A 15,440-nucleotide genomic window follows, 5' to 3' on the forward strand; every position below is an offset into this window, starting at 1 on the left:
ACCTCAGGCCGCGGCGTCCTGCGGCCACACGTCCGCCCGGACCAGGCCGAGGACCAGGGCCGCGATGTTCCACGCGTCGTCCTCGCCCCGGTGGTGACGCCCCTCAAGGGGCAGCCCGGCCAGCTCCAGGGCCTTCGCCATGCCGGGGCGCTTGCGCAGCCCGAACGCGTCGGCGAAGACCGCCTTGGCATTGGTGTGCCGCTCGCCGAAGCCGAAGGGGTACGTCACCCCGTTGTCGCGGCACTGGCGGGTGAACTGCTTGCGGTCGTAGTCGCCCCAGCTGGCCCAGGCCCGCTCGCCCGCGCCGTGCTCGTCGGCCAGCAGCGCGCAGGCGTCGGCGAACGGCAGGCCGGTGTCGACCTCCCACTGCGTCAGCCCGGTCAGCTCGGTGCAGAACGCGCTGACGGTCGAGCGCCCCGGCCGTACCAGGATCCGGTGCCGCCCGACGCGTTCGAGGGCTTCGAGGTCGACGACGGTCAGCCCGATCTCGATGATCTCGTTGACCTCCCCGGGCGGCACCCGGCCGTCCCAGCAGGTGGCCTCGACGTCCACCACGTTGAGCAATCGTGCGTCCATGCGGGGATCATGGGCGGCGGCCGCCGGTGCGGTCAATCGGTTATCGGCCGCACCCGGTGGGCATGGTGGGTGTCAAGGCCGGGGGTTCGAGGCGGGCTCGGCAGTCTCGATCCGCGACCCGGCAGGGCACCGTCGAAGGGCAGGAATGGCAGGGAACGGCTGGGACGAGGGGCCGAGACGGCGGATCGTGGTCGGCGTGAACGGATCACCGGGGAGCCGCGCGGCCCTGCGGTGGGCGATCGCCGAGGCGCGGCGCACCGGGGCAGGCCTGCTCGCCGTGCACGCCTGGCAGTCGCCGGTCGGCGAGCGGCGCGCCCTGCGGTACCCGGACTGGCCCCCGGTGGTCGAGGCCCGGGAGGCCGCCGCCGACGTGCTGGCCGCGGCGATGGAACTGGCCTTCGCGGCCGGGGTCGTCGCCGACGGCGAACTGGTGCGCGGCGCGGCGGCCGCCGCCCTGGTCCGGATCGCGGACCGCGAGGGCGGCCTGCTGGTCCTGGGCACGGGCACCCGCACCGGCCGCTTCCGCGCCGCCCGCGGCCGTGGCCGAGTCGCCGCCCACTGCCGCAAGCACGCGCGCTGTCCGGTGCTCACCGTGCCGCCGACGGCAGAGCGCAGCGAAGCCACCCCGGCCGTGAGGCTGTGACGCGGCCGCTGGGCACTTGCGGCGGCGGGTCGACCGCTGGCAGCCTGACGGCGTGATCAACACGCCTGCGGCGCCGGACGCGCTGGACGACTTCACCGAGCACCGCCGACTCCTCTTCGGCACCGCCTACCGCCTGCTCGGCAGCGTCGCCGACACCGAGGACGTGCTGCAGGACGCCTGGCTCGCGTGGTCCCGCGTCGACCGGGAGACGGTCGCCAACCCGCGGGCCTACCTGGTGCGCACGGTCACCAACCTCTCGCTCACCCGGCTCACCTCGGCCCGGGCCAAGCGCGAGGCGTACGTCGGCCCCTGGCTGCCCGAACCCCTGCTCACCGCCCCGGACATCGCGGACGGCGCCGAGCTCGCGGACTCCGTCTCCACCGCGATGCTCGTGGTCCTGGAGAGCCTCGGCCCGGTCGAGCGGGCGGTGTTCGTGCTGCGCGAGGCCTTCGGGTTCTCGCACGCGGAGATCGCCGGGTTCCTCGACCGGAGCGAGGCGACGGTCCGCCAGACCGCCCACCGCGCCCGCGAACACGTCCGCGCCCACCGCCGGCGCTTCGACAGCGACCCGCAACAGCGCCGCGAGATCACCGACCGCTTCCTCGCGGCCTGCACCGGCGGCGACCTGAACGCGGTCATGGAGCTCCTCGCCCCGGACGTGACCGCGTGGTCCGACGGCGGCGGCAAGGTCACCGCGGCCCGCCGCCCGCTGCACGGCACCGACGGCGTCGCCCGCTGGATCCTCGGCGTCCTCGCCAAGCCCGAACTCCAGGGCATGGCCTGGCGGTCGGCCGTCATCAACGGCGAGCAGAGCGTCCTGTTCACCATGGACGGCCAGCCGGTCGGCGCGCTCACCTACGACATCGCCGACGGCCGCCTCCAGAACCTGCGCTTCCAGGTCAATCCCGACAAGCTGACCGGCCTGGCCGGTCTGTCCGGTCTGTCCGAGGAGACGGCGTGACGACCCTGAACCTCTGGCGCCGGCCCCTCGCCGAGCTGCCGGCCGACGTGTGGGACCGCACCGACGTGACCGTCCTGATCCTCGCCGAGACCGGCCTCACCGAAGTCCCGCCCGCCGTGGGCGCGTTGCAGCGCCTGCGCACCCTCGACCTCGGCCACAACAAACTCGCGTCCCTCCCCGCCGAACTGGGCGATCTCACGGGCCTGCGCGACTTCCTCTACCTGCACGACAACGGGCTGTTCACCCTGCCCGACACCCTCGGCCGTCTCACCGCGCTGCGCTACCTCAACGTCGGCGAGAACCGGCTCCGCGAACTCCCGTCCACGATCGGCGACATGGCATCGCTGGTGGAGCTCCGCGCCCAGTACAACCGGCTCGCCGCGCTCCCCGACTCGATCGGCCGCCTCGGCGCCCTGCGCGAACTCTGGCTGCGCGAGAACCGGTTGAGCACCCTGCCCGCGTCGATCGGCGACCTGGCCAACCTGCGCGAGCTCGACCTGCGCGAGAACCACCTCACGGAGCTCCCGCCACCCCTCGCCGGCCTGCCCCTGCTGCGCCGCCTCGACGTGCGGAGCAACCGGATCGCCATCCTCCCGCCGTGGCTCACCGAACTCCCGGCCCTGGAAAAGCTCGACCTCCGCTGGAACCCGGTGACCCCCGCCCCCGCCCTGCTCGAAGCGCTCACGTCCAGGGGCTGCGAAGTCCTCTATTGAGTTCGGGAAGGCCTGCGTAACCGGGAGCCTCGGTCCTCACGTGGACGGCGCCGCCCCGGTGTGCAGGACTTCGTCGCTCTCGGAGTCGACGACCTCCCAGCCGAGCAGGTCGGCGATCCCGGTGGCCAGTCCCAGTGCGGCGGTGTAGCCGTCGGGCGTGGAGCAGATCAGCTCCACCACGTCGACCCGCGCCGGCACCCGGCCTTCGTGGACGGCGTAGCCGCCGGTCTCGCCGCACGCGGCGATGCTCACATCGAGCCACTCGCGGCCGTCCTCGGCCTGGTAGGAAGCCAGGTCGGTCCTCCGGAGGCCGGGCACCGCGTCCAGGTGCGCCAGCAGCACTCCCGCCGCCACGCTCCCGTCGTAGCGGCGGTTCGGCCGTACGGCCAGGTACCAGTACATGCCGACATCCTCGCACCGGCTGCTGTCCTTCCGGCGTTCCGAGGAGGCCGTCCCGGTCCACCCCCGTGGGTCCGGGACGGCCCCCTCTGCTTCAGGCGGCGGTGTCCTGCGGGTACCACCGGAGTTCGACGGTGTTGCCGTCCGGGTCCTGGACGTAGACGGAAGTGGCGGTGCCGCGGGCGCCGTAGCGGGGGACGGGGCCCTCCAGGACGGTGAAGACGCCCGAGTCGATGACCTCCTGCCAGTCGAGGGGCTCGACGGTGAGGCAGATGTGGTCGACGTTGGACTCGTGCCGGGGGCGGTGCACCAGGTCGATGATGGTCTCGGCGGTGACCCGGACGGACGGGAAGGACACCTTGCCGGCCCGCCACTCGTCGACCCGGACGGGCTCCAGGCCGAGGAGGCCGGAGTAGAAGGCGAGGGACCGCTCGATGTCGGCGACGTTGAGGACGAGGTGGTCGAAGGCGATGACGCGCATGGTGGCGGCTCCGGGGGTGTGGTTTCCGCTGGTGACGGGTTCCACGATCCTCCGCCCGGAAGTGATCATCAATGCCGGATCGTCGTATGATCGTTGAGCTGAATTAAACGATGCCGAGCGGTGTCGAACGATGCCGGAGCGAGCGGTGCCGGAGTAGGCGAGGCCGGATCGAACGATGCCGGGAGCGGCGGACGAGGGGGCACCATGCTGGAGCGGCTGGAGACCGAGGTCTTCCTCGCGCTCGCCGGGGAACTGCACTTCGGCCGGACCGCCGAGCTGCTGAACCTCACCACCGGGCGGGTCAGCCAGGTGGTCAGGAAGCTGGAGCGCCGGATCGGCGCGCCGCTGTTCGAGCGCACCAGCCGGTCCGTCCGGCTCACCCCGGTCGGGCGGCAGCTGGCCGATGACCTCGTCCCGGTGGTGGCCGCGATGGAGGAGGCGCTGCGCCGCGCGGTGGACGCCGGCCGGGGAGTGACGGGCGAGCTGCGGGTCGCGTTCATGGGGGAGTGGACGGCGCCGGTGCTGCTCCGGGCGGTCGCGCTGTTCGGCGAGCGGCACCCCGACTGCCGGGTGGACGTCCGGGAGGCGCAGCTCTCGAATTCGCGGTCCGGCCTGGCGGACGGTTCGGTCGACGTCCTGGTCGCCTCCTTCCCCTTCGACGGCATGGCCACCGGGCCGGTCCTGCTGACCGAGCGCCGGGTCCTGGCGGTGCCGGCCGGGCACCCGCTGGCGGCGGAGGAGTCGGTGTCGCTCGACGTGCTCGCGGACCACCCGGTGGTGCAGTACCCGGCGGTGACGTCGGTCGGGTTCAAGCGCGACCGCACCCCCGACCGCACCCCGTCCGGCCGACCGGTGCCCAAGGGGCCGTCCGGCGGGACGTTCTCCGAGATGCTCAGCCTGGTCGCGCTGGGCCGGGGCGTCCTGCCGGTCGGCGAGCACTGCCGCCAGTACTACCCGCGCCCCGACCTGGCCTACGTCCCGATCCACGACGCCACGCCGATCGAGCGCGGCCCGGTCTGGCTGCCGGGCAACACGACGGAGCGGGTCCGCGAGTTCGTCCGGGCGGCGGCCGACGTGGCCGCCGCCGGTGCGGCCGTGGTGCGGTAGCGCGCTCAGCCCGCCGGGGTCGTGGCCGGCTGGTCGCAGAAGGTGCCGGACGCGAAGCTGAACACGGTGTACGCGCGGTCCGCCACGGTGAACTCCGCCGCCTCGCGCATGCCCAGGTGCCGGTGGACCGCGAGCGACTTGTGGTTGGACTGCTCGACGAACAGGACGCCGTGGTCGAAGCGATCGCGCAGGTTCGCGTCGACGGCCCGCAACAGGCGCCGCACGACCCCGCGCCCGCGGAACTCCGGATCCACGACCACCGGCCCGTACAGGTAGAAGCGGTCCGGCGCGAGCCCGGCGCGCACGGCGGCCTCGCAGGTCCGGCGAGGCGGCCCTTCGTCGAGGGCCGGGGAGGCGGGAGCGGTGAGGGCGGCGCCCGCGATCCGCCCGTCCTCCTCGACGATGTAGATGCCAGTGGTGGCCTCCATGCCGGCGAGCTTGTCCTCGTCGAAGCGGCCCTGCACGAAACCCCGCTCCGCGCGCTCCTCCGGGGACAGTCCGTCGCCCCGGGCGCCGTCGATCAGGGCGAGCACTCTGGCGCGGTCGGCGGCGACTGCTGTACGTGTCGACAAGGTCATGCCGACAACCTATCCGGCCCCGGCGGCCGGGCGTTCGTCGGCCTGCAGCCCTTCCGGCACCGGGCCGGGAGGGCGGCGCAGAGGGCGCCGAAGGGAAGGAAGGCGGCCGCGTGCCAACAGGCATACCCGATAAGGACGTTGCCGCTCAGCAGCATGGTGCTCCAGAGCGCCAGCGTCGTCACCGCAGCACTGAGCAGTCCGGCACGGGCGCCGGACCTCGGGTCCGCGGCGCGGAGGCCCGCGAGCGTCCACAACGACAGGGTGGCCGTGATGACGACCGGCGCCGCAACGGAGCCGGGAACGGCATCGAACGCTCCCGTCCGTTCACGGAGGAAGTCGAGCGAATGCACGCCGCCGGCCGCGAGCCCCAGCCATGTCGCCCGCCCCTTCTCACTCATCGGACGGGCCGAAGTCGTGGCGCACGTCGGTGAGTTGCTCCGAGGCCTCCCACAACGTCCGCTGCGCGCCGGTGTCGTGCGAGCCGGCACTCGAACTCCTCACGACCGGGTGGCCGCTGAACTCGCCCGGGCCACTGGGGGCGTAGTACTCGCCTCCCCCGGCCTCCGGGTCGGTGGCGGCGCGCAGGATCGGCAGTGCGCCGTGCTGGGCGGTGTGGGTGAACGGGCGCCACAGTCCCCAGGACGGTCCCCGGAAGAGGGCGGGCATCGAACGGTTCAGCTCGGTGCGGGCCGCGCCGGGGTGAGCGGCCACCGAGAGCAGGGCGGAGCCCGAGGCGACGAGGCGGCGCTGCAACTCGTGGGCGTGGAGCAGGTTGGCCAGCTTGGACCGGGCGTAGGCGGCGGCCGGGCGGTACCCGCGCGTGAACCGGAGGTCGTCGAAGTCGAATCGTGCCGACCGGTGGGCGGGGCTGGTGACCGTCACGATCCGGGCGCCCGGGGTGTCGCGGAGCAGGTCGAGCACGAGTCCGGTGAACGCGAAGTGGCCGAGGTGGTTGGTCCCGAGGTGCGTCTCGAAGCCGTCCCGGGTGCGGCCGGGCGGGGCCCACATGACGCCCGCGTTGTTGATCAGGAGGTCCAACCCGGTGCACATCGTGTGGAGTCGGTCGGCCGCGGCCCGAACGGACGACAGTGCGGCCAGGTCCAGATGGAGGGCGCCGCGATCGAGGCCGGCTACGACGTGGGTGCGGCCCTGCGTGACCTGCTCGTCAGTGCGCAGCGGGCGGGCGGGCGGGCGTGGTGCGGGCGGACGTGACCGTGGCGGACGTCAAGGCGCTCATGCTGGCCTGCCTCACGCGGGAATTCACGCAGCCCGAGGAGGGCTCCCGCGAGCGCCTGCTGGACGTCGTGCGCAGGGGGTTGCGGCCGGAGGCCGACTGACCGCGGGTCGAGCGGCGGGTCCGAGAAAAGATCACCACCGGCTTCATCCACCTGCTACGGTGGATCACATGAAGCGCGCTGCACTCGCCACGACGACGCCGGAGAGAGTCCCGGTGCGCTGACTGCTGACCTAGTCCGAAGCCCCGGGGCGAGTGCCCCGGGGCTTCGCCGTTTCCGGATCCACTCGTCCCGCCCTCCGAGTGGAGACCACCCCATGAACGTTCACGCCCCCGCCGACGTCTACGCCGACTGCGCCGCCGCCCACGAGCACGCCGCCGCCCACGAGCACGTGCCCGCCGCGCACGACCACCGCAAGCTCGGCCGCGAGCTGGACCTCTTCGACACCGACCCCCTGATGGGCTCCGGCCTGCCCTACTGGCTGCCCGACGGCGCCGCCGTCCGCCACGCCCTGGAGGAGTACATCCGCGGCCGCGAGCGCCGCGCCGGCTACCGCCACGTCTACTCGCCCGTCCTCGGCAAGCGCGAGCTGTACGAGATCTCCGGCCACTGGGCGCACTACCGCGACGACATGTACCCGCCCATGCAGGTCGGCTCGGAGGAGATGGTGCTGCGCCCCAGCCTCTGTCCCCACCACGCGCTGATGTACCGCTCCCGCCCGCACAGCTACCGCGAACTGCCGCTGCGCATGGCGGAGTTGGGCGGCATGTACCGCTCCGAGCTGTCCGGCGTGCTGGGCGGCCTCACCCGCGTCCGGGCGATCCAGCTGAACGACGCCCACGTCTTCTGCACCCCCGAGCAGGCCGCCGACGAGGCCGTCGCCGCGCTGGAGCTGATCCGCGAGGCGCACCGCGCGCTCGGCATCGTGCCCGCCCGCTACCGCCTCTCGCTGCCCGGCGCGGGCGGCAAGTACGTGGCCGATCCGGCCCTTTGGGAGCGGGCAGTCGCGCTGCTCACCGAGGTGCTGGAGCGCTCCGGCGTGCCGTTCGAGGCGGCGGAGGGCGAGGCCGCGTTCTACGGGCCCAAGATCGACGTCCAGATCGCCGACGGCGCCGGGCGCGAGTTCACCCTCTCCACCGTCCAGATCGACTTCCACCAGCCCGAGCGGTTCGACCTGCACTACATCGGGCCGGACGGCGCCAAGCACCGCCCGGTGATGGTCCACCGCAGCGTGATCGGCAGCGTCGAGCGGGTGGTCGCCCACCTGATCGAGCTCTACGGCGGAGCGTTCCCCGCATGGCTCGCGCCGGCCCAGATCGTGCTGGTGCCGATCTCGGAGGCCGAGGTCCCGCAGGCCGAACGGCTGCGTGCGCGCTGCCTGGACCTCGGGCTGCGCGTCGAGATCGCCGGTCCCGAGCACGGGAGCCTCGGGGCGCGGATCCGGGAGGCGCGCCTGGTGCCGTACCAGGCGGTGATCGGCGCGCGGGAGGCGGCGGACGGGCGCGTCGCGCTGCGCCTGCGGGACGGGCGCCGGCTCGACCCGATGCCGGCCGAGGAGGCGCTGGCGCGGATCGGCGCGCTGGTGGCGGCGTACAGCGGCGAGTTGTGGGAGGACGGGCCGGCCCGCTGATCCGGGGGCATACGTACGACTAGTGCGGCAAGCGGTGTGTCGGATCGTCAAGATGGCTCGGCCGCCCGTCGAATGGGCGCGGCGGCCGAGTCCCCGGCCGCCGTCCCCCTCGTTCCGGAGGTACCCATGCGTATCCCGCGCAGGATCGTCGGACCCGCTCTCGCGGCGTGCCTGGCCCTCGCCGGCTCTGCCGCCGTCGCACCCGCCGCCCCGGCCTCGCCGCTCCCGTCCCGGCCGCTGCCGATCCCGGCGGTCCAGTACTGCGCCGCCGTCCTCGGCCACGTGCCCGGCGCGGACGGCCGGTCGCCGATGCTCGGGCGGGCCTGTTCGACGGACTCCCGCGAGGACGCCCTCGCCAAGGCCGACGGCGTGGACCGCTCCGCCGAGCGGCCGATGGACCGCACGCTGCTGCTGGAGGAGTTCAAGGACGTCGAGTACCGGGGTGGCGTCCTCTACGCCTTCTACGGCGATGCGGGCGGTTGCGACGCCACCGGCTACCACCTCGTGAACTACTTCGACGTGGCGCTCAACGTCTCGTCGATGAAGGGCTACAACAACTGCAACGCCGTCCACCTGTGGTCCACCCTCGACGTGGAGAAGACGATGGACCTGCCGGCCCCCGCCCTGGGCGGCAACTTCAACGACGCCGTCCGCGAACTCCAGGTCTTCCACCGCTGAGTGCCCGTCCCGGCGGCCCTGCCCGCCCGGGCGGGGCCGCCGGCGCGGGTCAGTAGGACTGGAGCTCGACCAGGTGCCCGTCCGGGTCCCGCAGGTGGGCGCTGCGCAGGTTCGGACCCCACTCCGGACGGTCGGTGGCGGGCATGGCGAGGGTGCCGCCGTGGGCGAGGCAGAGGGCGAGCGCCGCGTCGACGTCGTCGACGCGGAAGGCGAGCATCGCGGAGTCCTGAGCGGCGGCCCGGACGGGCAGGTCCGTGGTGCCGAGGGTGGCGGCCATCGCGGCGCGGTCGTAGAGCACGAGGACGGCCTGGCCGTCGACGTCCCAGTTGGCGTACGGGCCCTCGGGGGCGCCCTTGATCAGCGTGGCGCCGGTGAGGGGCGGGAGGACCGCGCGGTAGAAGCCGAAGCACTCGGCGAAGTGCGTGACGAGCAGGCGGGGGTACAGGGCGTCCATGACCAGAGCTCCTGGGCGTGATTCGAATATTAGTAGGTGTCGACCCACTATAGGAAGAAACCCTAGAATCCAACCATGAGCTCTCCCGCCGCCCCGTCCCCGTCCCCGCCCTCGGGCGATATGCCGCCGACCCTGCTCGACCTCGGCACCTACCTCCTCTCCCGGATCGGCCGCACCGCGCGGGCCCGCCTCGGCGAGCGGCTGGCCGGGCGCGGGCTGCGGCTGTGGGACATGGCCGTGCTGGCGGCCCTCGCCGACTTCGGGCCGCACGCCCAGCGCGAACTTTGCGAGCGGCTCGCCCTGGACCCGAGCGACCTCGCCAAGATCGCCGACCAACTCGCCGCCGGCGGCTACGTCGAGCGGGCCCGCGACAGCGCCGACCGGCGGCGCGTGTCGGTGTCCGTGACGGACGCGGGACGGGCGCTGCTCGCCGAACTCGACGCCGAGGCGCGGTCGGTGCAGGACGAGGTGCTCGCACCGCTGGACGCACAGGAACGGGAGGTGCTCCAGGGGCTGCTGCTGCGCGTCCACGCCGGGCTGACGACGGGGCGGTTGGGCCTGTGAGTCGCCAGGAGGCCTGAGCCCGCGGGAAATCGGGTGCGGAGCGTCGGCGGGCTGGTGTGCAATCGAGGGATGGCGATCACGATGAGCACGCCGACGGTCGAAGAACTCCATTCCGCTGTCGGCGTGTTGACCGACTGGCAACACGACGACCGACCCGCGCAGCTGCACCCGGGAGACATCGGCTGGTTCAGGCGGTTCGGTGCGGAGCGAACGGCCGCAGCCGTCCGGATGTGGAGCCGGGCGGGGGAGCTACTGGCCGTCGGCCTGCTGGACGGACCGGACGTGCTGCGGCTGCAGATCGCGCCGAAGGCACTCCACGACGAGGAACTGGCACGGCAGGTGGCCGAGGACGCAGCGTCCCCCCGGCGCGGCGTGCTCCCGGAGGGCGAGGCGTACGTGGCCACCCCGCCGGGCGCGCTCGTCCGCGACCTGATGGTGCGGCACGGCTGGGAGGACGGTGACGCCTGGACGTCGCTGCGCCGCGAACTCGGCGAGCCCGTACCGGAGCCAGGCGTGCACGTCGAGGTGGTGGGGCCCGAGCAGGCACCCGAGCGGACGGCCGTCCAGCGCTCGGCGTTCGCCAATTCCACCTTCACCGACGAACGCTGGCACACGATGGCGGCAGCCGCCCCGTACGCCGCCGCGCGCTGCCTGCTCGCCCGCGACGACCGGGGCGAACCGGTGGCCGCCGCGACGGTGTGGTCCACGGGAGAAGGCAGACCAGGCCTGATCGAGCCGATGGGCGTCCACGCGGACCACCGCGGCCTCGGCTACGGCCGCGCGATCGTGCTCGCGGCGGCGAGGGCACTCCAGGAGCTGGGCTCCTCCGGCGTCGTCGTGTGTACGCCGAGTTCCAACGCCGCCGCCATCGCCACCTACCGATCGGCCGGACTCCGGCGACTGCCGGAGCTCCGGGATCTGCGCCGAAAGGCTTGAATGCCTCTCCTTCGTCTCCGGCCTGTCGAGCAACGCGTCGGACGCCTCCAGCCTGCCCGGCCGGCAGATGGGATCCCCCAATGCGGGGAAGGGAACCGCTGGATGAGTTGTACGTGTCACCCTGTCCGTGACGGCGGCGACATACCGGGGGAGGCTTGGTGGCTGCCAATGGTGACACCGAAGGAACAGCGGAACAGCCGGCCGTGTTCGTGGGCCCCCATCAGTTGCTGCGGCCGTTGGGCGAGGGCGGGATGGGGGTGGTGTACCTGGCCCGCTCACCCGGACTGAGGCTGCTCGCGGTGAAGGTCATCCGGCCCGAGTACGCGGAGGACCCGCGGTTCCAACGCCGGTTCCAGCAGGAGGTGGAGGCCGCCCGGCGGGTGACGGGGTTCCACACGCCGCCCGTGGTGGACGCGCAGCCGCGCGGTTCCCGGCCGTGGATGGCCACGGCGTACCTCCCGGCGCCGTCGCTCGGCGAGGTGGTCAGGCGGTTCGGCCCGCTCGGCGAGGCGGGTGCGCGGGCCTTGGGTGCCGCCCTCGCGGAGGCGCTGGCCGCGATCCACGCCGTGGGCGTGGTGCACCGTGACCTCAAGCCGGGCAATGTGCTCATCGCGCGGGACGGTCCGCGTGTCATCGACTTCGGGATCAGCCGTGCCTTCGACGCCGTTCACCTGACCCGGACCGGCATGGTGTGCGGCACGCCCGGATACATCGCTCCCGAGCGCATCGTCTCCGCATCCGTCACCTTCGCCTCGTCGGACGTGTTCTCGCTCGGCTGCCTGCTGGTGTACGCGCTCGCCGGCCGCACCCCGTTCGGCACCGGTGAGCCCGCGCAGATCAACCGGCGGGCGGTCTACGAGGAGCCCGAACTCGCCGGTGTGCCGGCCGTGTTGCGCCCGCTGGTGGCCGCGTGCCTGGACAAGGAGCCTGCCCGGCGGCCCGCGGCGGCGGCCGTGCTGGCCGCACTGGCTCCGGTGGATCCGGCGGCACTGCTGAGTCCGGGCCTGCTGGCCGACCTCGACGCCCGGGAGCGGCAGGCCGCGACCGACCTGGCCGCGCCGCCCGCCGATCCGCCCGCGCTGCCGGTGCGGACGTGGCAGTCGCTCAGCCGCCGCGGCCTGTTCGGCCTCGGTGCCGGGCTCGGCGCGGGTGTGGCTGCGGCCGTCGGCGTGCCGCTGCTGCTCACGCGTCGGGCACGGGCGGCGGCCGGGACGGCGACGGTCGGCAATCCGGTGGACGCGTGGGGAGCCGACACGGGAGGCGCGAGCCCCTCGCCCGAAGCCCCGGCCCCGCTGTGGAGCTGGCCGTTCAGCGGTGTGGCGATCGGCCACCAGCTCTCCCTCATCGGCTCGACGCCGGTGTGGTGGAACGCGGGGCTGGGCGCGACCGGCCTCGACGGCTCGACGGGGCGTCAGGCGTGGGCCCGGGAGGACGTCCAGTTCTTCCAGGCGCAGAACGGGCTGCTCTACGGGACGTCCATGGACTTCAAGAGCCTGGTGTGGCTGAACGCCACGGCCGAGGACCACCGGATCCCGCTCACCGTGCCCGCCGAGCAGAAGATGGACGCCGAGATGAGCATCGGGGTCTTCGGCGCGGACGACCGGACCGTGGTGATGGCCCGGGCGACGGCCTTCGCCGGCGGCGGAGTCGTCGTCGGGGCCGATCTGGGCACCGGGGAGGTGCTGTGGCAGCACGACGTCGCCCAGAACCTGGCGGTGTCCATGGCCCGCGACGACGACTACTTGTACAGCGGTTCCGGCAGCTCGATGGGCCTGGTCGCCGACGGCAGGTGCTACTACCGGGACGGTGACGTCCTGCACGCGGTGGACCTGCGGACCGGAACGTCCCAGTGGCAGGCCGCCGGCCTCGCGGGCGGCGCCGCCGGGCTGCCCTCACGGCTGATCCGCACCGGCGAACTGCTGCTGCTCGTCAATGGCCAGACGGTGGTGGCCCTGGAACCGGCCACCGGACGGCAGCGCTGGCTGGCTCCCCCCGTCCCGCAGGCGGTCTTCGGCTGTGCACTCGGCAGCGGCAGGCTGCTGCTGTCCGGGGGCCTGGGCACCGCCTACTGCCTGGACGTCACGACCGGCAAAGGGCTGTGGCACTCCACGGTGGCGACGGCGACGTCGCTGGGCACGGGGAGGGACTTCCGGGTGCCGTCGGCAGGCGACGGCTTCTTCGCCGTCCCCCTGCTGGGCGGGCCGTCCGGGGCCGCCGTCCTGGACGCCACCGCAGGCGCGGTCCGCTGGGTGTCACGCCTGGCCTCCGACGAGGGCCAGTGGACCACCGCGGCCGTCGGCGGAACGCTCTACTGCGCCTCCTCCACCACGCTGCGCGCCTTCCGGGCCGGTGCCGCATGAGCGCGCAGAGCATCGGTCCCTACCGCATCCTGCGCAAGCTCGGCGCGGGGGGCATGGGCGCCGTCTACCTGGCCGCCACCGGCAGCGGGCGCCCCGTCGCGGTGAAGACCGTGCAGCAGGAGTACGCGGCCGACGCCGAGTTCCGGCGCAGGTTCACCCAGGAGGTGGCGGCGGCCAGGTCGGTCAACGGGGCCTACACCGTGGCGGTGGTGGACGCCGACACCGAGGCGGAAGTTCCGTGGCTGGCCACCGAGTTCGTCGCCGGACCGTCGCTGTACGAGGCCGTGGTACGCCACGGCGCGCTCGCCGGGCCCGCGCTGCAGGTTCTGGGAGCGGGCCTGGTGGAGGCGCTCGCCGCGATCCATCGCGCCCGGATCATCCACCGGGACTTGAAGCCCTCGAACATCCTGGTCGCCCGGGACGGCCCGAGGGTCATCGACTTCGGGATCAGCAAGCCGACGGCCGACGCGCTGCCCACCGCGAGCGGCCAGATCATCGGCACCCCCGGGTTCATGTCCCCCGAACACGCGGCAGGGCTGAACCTCACCCCCGCCAGCGACCTGTTCTCCCTCGGCGCCGTACTGGCCTTCGCCGGGACCGGCCGCACGCCCTTCGGCGAAGGGCCGCCGGCGGTGCTGATCTACCGGGCCTCCGAGGAGCCTCCGGACCTCGACGGAGTGCCACCGGAGCTGGTGGGACTGCTGGTGCGCTGTCTGGACCGGGATCCGGCCCGGCGGCCCACGCCCACCGAGCTCGCCGAGGCCTTCCGGTACGGCCCGGCGGTCGGCACCGACTGGCTGGGAGGGGTGGAGCGGACCGTACGCCGGCGTGAGCGCGAACTGGCCCGGGTGCTGAGCGATCCGAACGGCACCCGGCGCCGACTGCTCGTCCTCGGCGGAGCACTGCTCGCCACGGCCGCCGCGGGCGGTGTCACCCGGGCCCTGTGGCCGGGCACCTCGGGGGAGCCCCCGACGGCCTGGTCGGTGACCCTTCCACGGGCCGGCATGACACCGGTCGGCTGCGGACCGGCGGCGGTGGTGTGCGCGGACCGCACGGGTGCCGTCGGCTACGACCGTTCCGACGGGCGGGTGCTGTGGAGCAGCACCGCGGAGGCGGGGATGCTCCCGGTCGGCGACGGCGGGCGGCTCTGGTCCGTGGACTCCGACGGCTCGGTGCGGGCACGCGACGCGCGCAGCGGCGACACGGTCTGGCGTTCGTCCGACCCGGTTCCCGGTGCGCAGTCCGTCGCCCTGCCGCTGCCGGGCCTGCTGCTGGTCACCGGAGCCGACGGAACGCTGCACGGCTACGACGCGGCCGGAGGGCGCCGACTGTGGAGCAGTACGGCGCTGGGCACTTCGTTCCGCATCCAGGGCATGCCGTCGGAGGGGTTGCTGATCGTCACGCTCCTCGGGGACCCGGCCCGGCTCGCCAAGGGCGCCTTCCGGTTCGTGGCACTCGACAGCGCGACCGGACGCCAACGCTGGTCGCTCGACGCCCAGGACCTGTACGCGCCGCCGGACGGGAGCCGGCTGTACGCCCTGGGCGCGGATCTCGCCCTCACCGCCGTGGACGGCCAGAACGCGACCGTCCTCTGGAGTCGGCCCACCGGTCTTCCGTCCGGGATCATGTACAACGCTTCCTACCAGGGTTCGCTCTCGCTCCGCCAAGGGGTGGTCACCTGCCTGCCCCTCACCGCGGCGACGGCCACGGGCGCGAAGGTCGTGACGGCGGCCTTCGACACCGAGGGCGCCCGGCTCTGGACCGGCTCGCGCACCGGCGTCCTCACCGGGTGCGCGGACGCCGGAACCGTCGTCGTGACCGGCGGCCCGCAGGACGCGTCCGCCCTCGACCTGCGCACCGGGCGCACCGCGTGGACCTGGCCGTCGCCACACGGCGCCGCCACCGTGTGGGGCGCCGCCGGAGGGTCGTTCCTGATCACTGCGCCCACCGCCGCCGACGGGATCACCGTGCAGTCGCTCACCAGCGCCGCCGGCAAACCGCAATGGCACCAGACGTTCGCCCGGCAGCCAGGGGCCCCGCAAGTCCTCGCCCAGGACTCGGCCCTGCTGGTCGGCTACGGGACCACCCTGACCGCCTATCAGCTGTCAGTCGGCTGACAGCCTCC

General features: G+C 73.5%; 19 protein-coding genes. 12 read left to right on the forward strand and 7 right to left on the reverse strand.

Annotated features, from left to right (window positions below; all coding sequences use genetic code 11):
- Positions 1-3: 3 nt before the first annotated feature.
- The gene (locus tag ACFXDE_RS09770) at positions 4-576 is read right to left on the reverse strand and encodes an exonuclease domain-containing protein (protein WP_380492607.1); all 573 of its coding nucleotides are present in this window, start codon (positions 574-576) and stop codon (positions 4-6) included.
- A 145-nt stretch (positions 577-721) separates the two neighbouring features.
- On the opposite strand from ACFXDE_RS09770, the gene ACFXDE_RS09775 reads away from it, so the two are divergent.
- From ACFXDE_RS09775 to ACFXDE_RS09785, 3 genes are read left to right on the forward strand one after another with little or no spacing between them, the layout of a single operon-like run.
- Positions 722-1,219 carry a universal stress protein gene (locus tag ACFXDE_RS09775; protein ID WP_380492609.1) on the forward strand — a complete coding sequence of 166 codons (498 nt, stop codon included), beginning with the start codon at positions 722-724 and terminating at the stop codon, positions 1,217-1,219.
- Between the two features lie 52 nt (positions 1,220-1,271).
- Positions 1,272-2,180, forward strand: coding sequence for an RNA polymerase sigma-70 factor (locus tag ACFXDE_RS09780; protein WP_380492611.1), 909 nt, complete (start codon positions 1,272-1,274; stop codon positions 2,178-2,180).
- The gene (locus ACFXDE_RS09785; protein ID WP_380492613.1) at positions 2,177-2,893 is read left to right on the forward strand and encodes a leucine-rich repeat domain-containing protein; all 717 of its coding nucleotides are present in this window, start codon (positions 2,177-2,179) and stop codon (positions 2,891-2,893) included. Before ACFXDE_RS09780 ends, ACFXDE_RS09785 begins: the two co-directional genes overlap by 4 nt.
- Before the next feature lie 36 nt (positions 2,894-2,929).
- Here ACFXDE_RS09785 and ACFXDE_RS09790 read toward each other — a convergent pair whose 3' ends face one another.
- Positions 2,930-3,295, reverse strand: coding sequence for a hypothetical protein (locus tag ACFXDE_RS09790; RefSeq protein ID WP_380492615.1), 366 nt, complete (start codon positions 3,293-3,295; stop codon positions 2,930-2,932).
- 91 nt (positions 3,296-3,386) lie between these two features.
- Positions 3,387-3,773, reverse strand: coding sequence for a VOC family protein (locus ACFXDE_RS09795; RefSeq protein ID WP_380447551.1), 387 nt, complete (start codon positions 3,771-3,773; stop codon positions 3,387-3,389).
- Positions 3,774-3,977: 204 nt separating this feature from the next.
- Between ACFXDE_RS09795 and ACFXDE_RS09800 the strand changes: the two genes are divergently transcribed.
- Positions 3,978-4,880 (forward strand): LysR family transcriptional regulator, encoded by a 903-nt coding sequence (locus ACFXDE_RS09800; RefSeq protein WP_380492617.1) that lies wholly within the window; start codon positions 3,978-3,980, stop codon positions 4,878-4,880.
- Positions 4,881-4,885: 5 nt separating this feature from the next.
- On the opposite strand, the gene ACFXDE_RS09805 is transcribed toward ACFXDE_RS09800, so the two are convergent.
- From ACFXDE_RS09805 to ACFXDE_RS09815, 3 genes are read right to left on the reverse strand one after another with little or no spacing between them, the layout of a single operon-like run.
- Positions 4,886-5,458 (reverse strand): GNAT family N-acetyltransferase, encoded by a 573-nt coding sequence (locus tag ACFXDE_RS09805; protein WP_380492619.1) that lies wholly within the window; start codon positions 5,456-5,458, stop codon positions 4,886-4,888.
- Positions 5,455-5,856 carry a hypothetical protein gene (locus tag ACFXDE_RS09810; protein WP_380492621.1) on the reverse strand — a complete coding sequence of 134 codons (402 nt, stop codon included), beginning with the start codon at positions 5,854-5,856 and terminating at the stop codon, positions 5,455-5,457. Before ACFXDE_RS09810 ends, ACFXDE_RS09805 begins: the two co-directional genes overlap by 4 nt.
- Positions 5,849-6,562: an oxidoreductase gene (locus ACFXDE_RS09815; RefSeq protein WP_380492683.1), complete on the reverse strand. Its 714-nt coding sequence runs from the start codon at positions 6,560-6,562 to the stop codon at positions 5,849-5,851. The genes ACFXDE_RS09810 and ACFXDE_RS09815 overlap by 8 nt, the downstream gene beginning before the upstream one ends.
- Here ACFXDE_RS09815 and ACFXDE_RS09820 point away from each other — a divergent pair.
- The 4 genes from ACFXDE_RS09820 (at position 6,512) to ACFXDE_RS09835 (ending at position 9,001) form a co-directional block, all read left to right on the forward strand.
- Positions 6,512-6,670 (forward strand): hypothetical protein, encoded by a 159-nt coding sequence (locus tag ACFXDE_RS09820; protein WP_380492623.1) that lies wholly within the window; start codon positions 6,512-6,514, stop codon positions 6,668-6,670. The genes ACFXDE_RS09815 and ACFXDE_RS09820 overlap by 51 nt on opposite strands.
- On the forward strand, positions 6,667-6,795 hold the full coding sequence (locus tag ACFXDE_RS09825) for a hypothetical protein (protein WP_380492625.1): 129 nt from the start codon (positions 6,667-6,669) through the stop codon (positions 6,793-6,795). Before ACFXDE_RS09820 ends, ACFXDE_RS09825 begins: the two co-directional genes overlap by 4 nt.
- 214 nt (positions 6,796-7,009) lie before the next feature.
- The gene (gene thrS, locus ACFXDE_RS09830; RefSeq protein WP_380492627.1) at positions 7,010-8,323 is read left to right on the forward strand and encodes a threonine--tRNA ligase; all 1,314 of its coding nucleotides are present in this window, start codon (positions 7,010-7,012) and stop codon (positions 8,321-8,323) included.
- Between the two features lie 126 nt (positions 8,324-8,449).
- Positions 8,450-9,001, forward strand: a complete 552-nt coding sequence (locus ACFXDE_RS09835; RefSeq protein WP_380492629.1) for a hypothetical protein — start codon at positions 8,450-8,452, stop codon at positions 8,999-9,001.
- 49 nt (positions 9,002-9,050) lie between these two features.
- Here the strand turns inward: ACFXDE_RS09835 and ACFXDE_RS09840 are convergent, their stop codons facing one another.
- Positions 9,051-9,455, reverse strand: coding sequence for a VOC family protein (locus tag ACFXDE_RS09840; RefSeq protein WP_380492631.1), 405 nt, complete (start codon positions 9,453-9,455; stop codon positions 9,051-9,053).
- Between the two features lie 75 nt (positions 9,456-9,530).
- Between ACFXDE_RS09840 and ACFXDE_RS09845 the strand changes: the two genes are divergently transcribed.
- The 4 genes from ACFXDE_RS09845 (at position 9,531) to ACFXDE_RS09860 (ending at position 15,432) form a co-directional block, all read left to right on the forward strand.
- Positions 9,531-10,019 carry a MarR family winged helix-turn-helix transcriptional regulator gene (locus ACFXDE_RS09845; RefSeq protein ID WP_380492633.1) on the forward strand — a complete coding sequence of 163 codons (489 nt, stop codon included), beginning with the start codon at positions 9,531-9,533 and terminating at the stop codon, positions 10,017-10,019.
- Between the two features lie 69 nt (positions 10,020-10,088).
- Positions 10,089-10,955, forward strand: coding sequence for a GNAT family N-acetyltransferase (locus tag ACFXDE_RS09850; RefSeq protein WP_380492635.1), 867 nt, complete (start codon positions 10,089-10,091; stop codon positions 10,953-10,955).
- Between the two features lie 158 nt (positions 10,956-11,113).
- Positions 11,114-13,315: a protein kinase gene (locus tag ACFXDE_RS09855; protein WP_380492637.1), complete on the forward strand. Its 2,202-nt coding sequence runs from the start codon at positions 11,114-11,116 to the stop codon at positions 13,313-13,315.
- Complete coding sequence (locus ACFXDE_RS09860) at positions 13,312-15,432, forward strand: PQQ-binding-like beta-propeller repeat protein (RefSeq protein ID WP_380492639.1); 2,121 nt, start codon at positions 13,312-13,314, stop codon at positions 15,430-15,432. The genes ACFXDE_RS09855 and ACFXDE_RS09860 overlap by 4 nt, the downstream gene beginning before the upstream one ends.
- The last annotated feature ends 8 nt before the right edge of the window (positions 15,433-15,440 follow it).

The organism is Kitasatospora sp. NPDC059408, assembly GCF_042751525.1.
GTDB lineage: Bacteria > Actinomycetota > Actinomycetes > Streptomycetales > Streptomycetaceae > Kitasatospora.

What these genes read in the sequence shown, in the direction of transcription:
- ACFXDE_RS09770 (WP_380492607.1), bottom strand. Translation starts at nt 576, where the DNA reads ATGGACGCACGATTGCTCAACGTGGTGGACGTCGAGGCCACCTGCTGG.
- ACFXDE_RS09775 (WP_380492609.1), top strand. Translation starts at nt 722, where the DNA reads ATGGCAGGGAACGGCTGGGACGAGGGGCCGAGACGGCGGATCGTGGTC.
- ACFXDE_RS09790 (WP_380492615.1), bottom strand. Translation starts at nt 3,295, where the DNA reads ATGTACTGGTACCTGGCCGTACGGCCGAACCGCCGCTACGACGGGAGC.
- ACFXDE_RS09795 (WP_380447551.1), bottom strand. Translation starts at nt 3,773, where the DNA reads ATGCGCGTCATCGCCTTCGACCACCTCGTCCTCAACGTCGCCGACATC.
- ACFXDE_RS09800 (WP_380492617.1), top strand. Translation starts at nt 3,978, where the DNA reads ATGCTGGAGCGGCTGGAGACCGAGGTCTTCCTCGCGCTCGCCGGGGAA.
- ACFXDE_RS09805 (WP_380492619.1), bottom strand. Translation starts at nt 5,458, where the DNA reads ATGACCTTGTCGACACGTACAGCAGTCGCCGCCGACCGCGCCAGAGTG.
- ACFXDE_RS09810 (WP_380492621.1), bottom strand. Translation starts at nt 5,856, where the DNA reads ATGAGTGAGAAGGGGCGGGCGACATGGCTGGGGCTCGCGGCCGGCGGC.
- thrS (WP_380492627.1), top strand. Translation starts at nt 7,010, where the DNA reads ATGAACGTTCACGCCCCCGCCGACGTCTACGCCGACTGCGCCGCCGCC.
- ACFXDE_RS09835 (WP_380492629.1), top strand. Translation starts at nt 8,450, where the DNA reads ATGCGTATCCCGCGCAGGATCGTCGGACCCGCTCTCGCGGCGTGCCTG.
- ACFXDE_RS09840 (WP_380492631.1), bottom strand. Translation starts at nt 9,455, where the DNA reads ATGGACGCCCTGTACCCCCGCCTGCTCGTCACGCACTTCGCCGAGTGC.
- ACFXDE_RS09845 (WP_380492633.1), top strand. Translation starts at nt 9,531, where the DNA reads ATGAGCTCTCCCGCCGCCCCGTCCCCGTCCCCGCCCTCGGGCGATATG.
- ACFXDE_RS09850 (WP_380492635.1), top strand. Translation starts at nt 10,089, where the DNA reads ATGGCGATCACGATGAGCACGCCGACGGTCGAAGAACTCCATTCCGCT.
- ACFXDE_RS09860 (WP_380492639.1), top strand. Translation starts at nt 13,312, where the DNA reads ATGAGCGCGCAGAGCATCGGTCCCTACCGCATCCTGCGCAAGCTCGGC.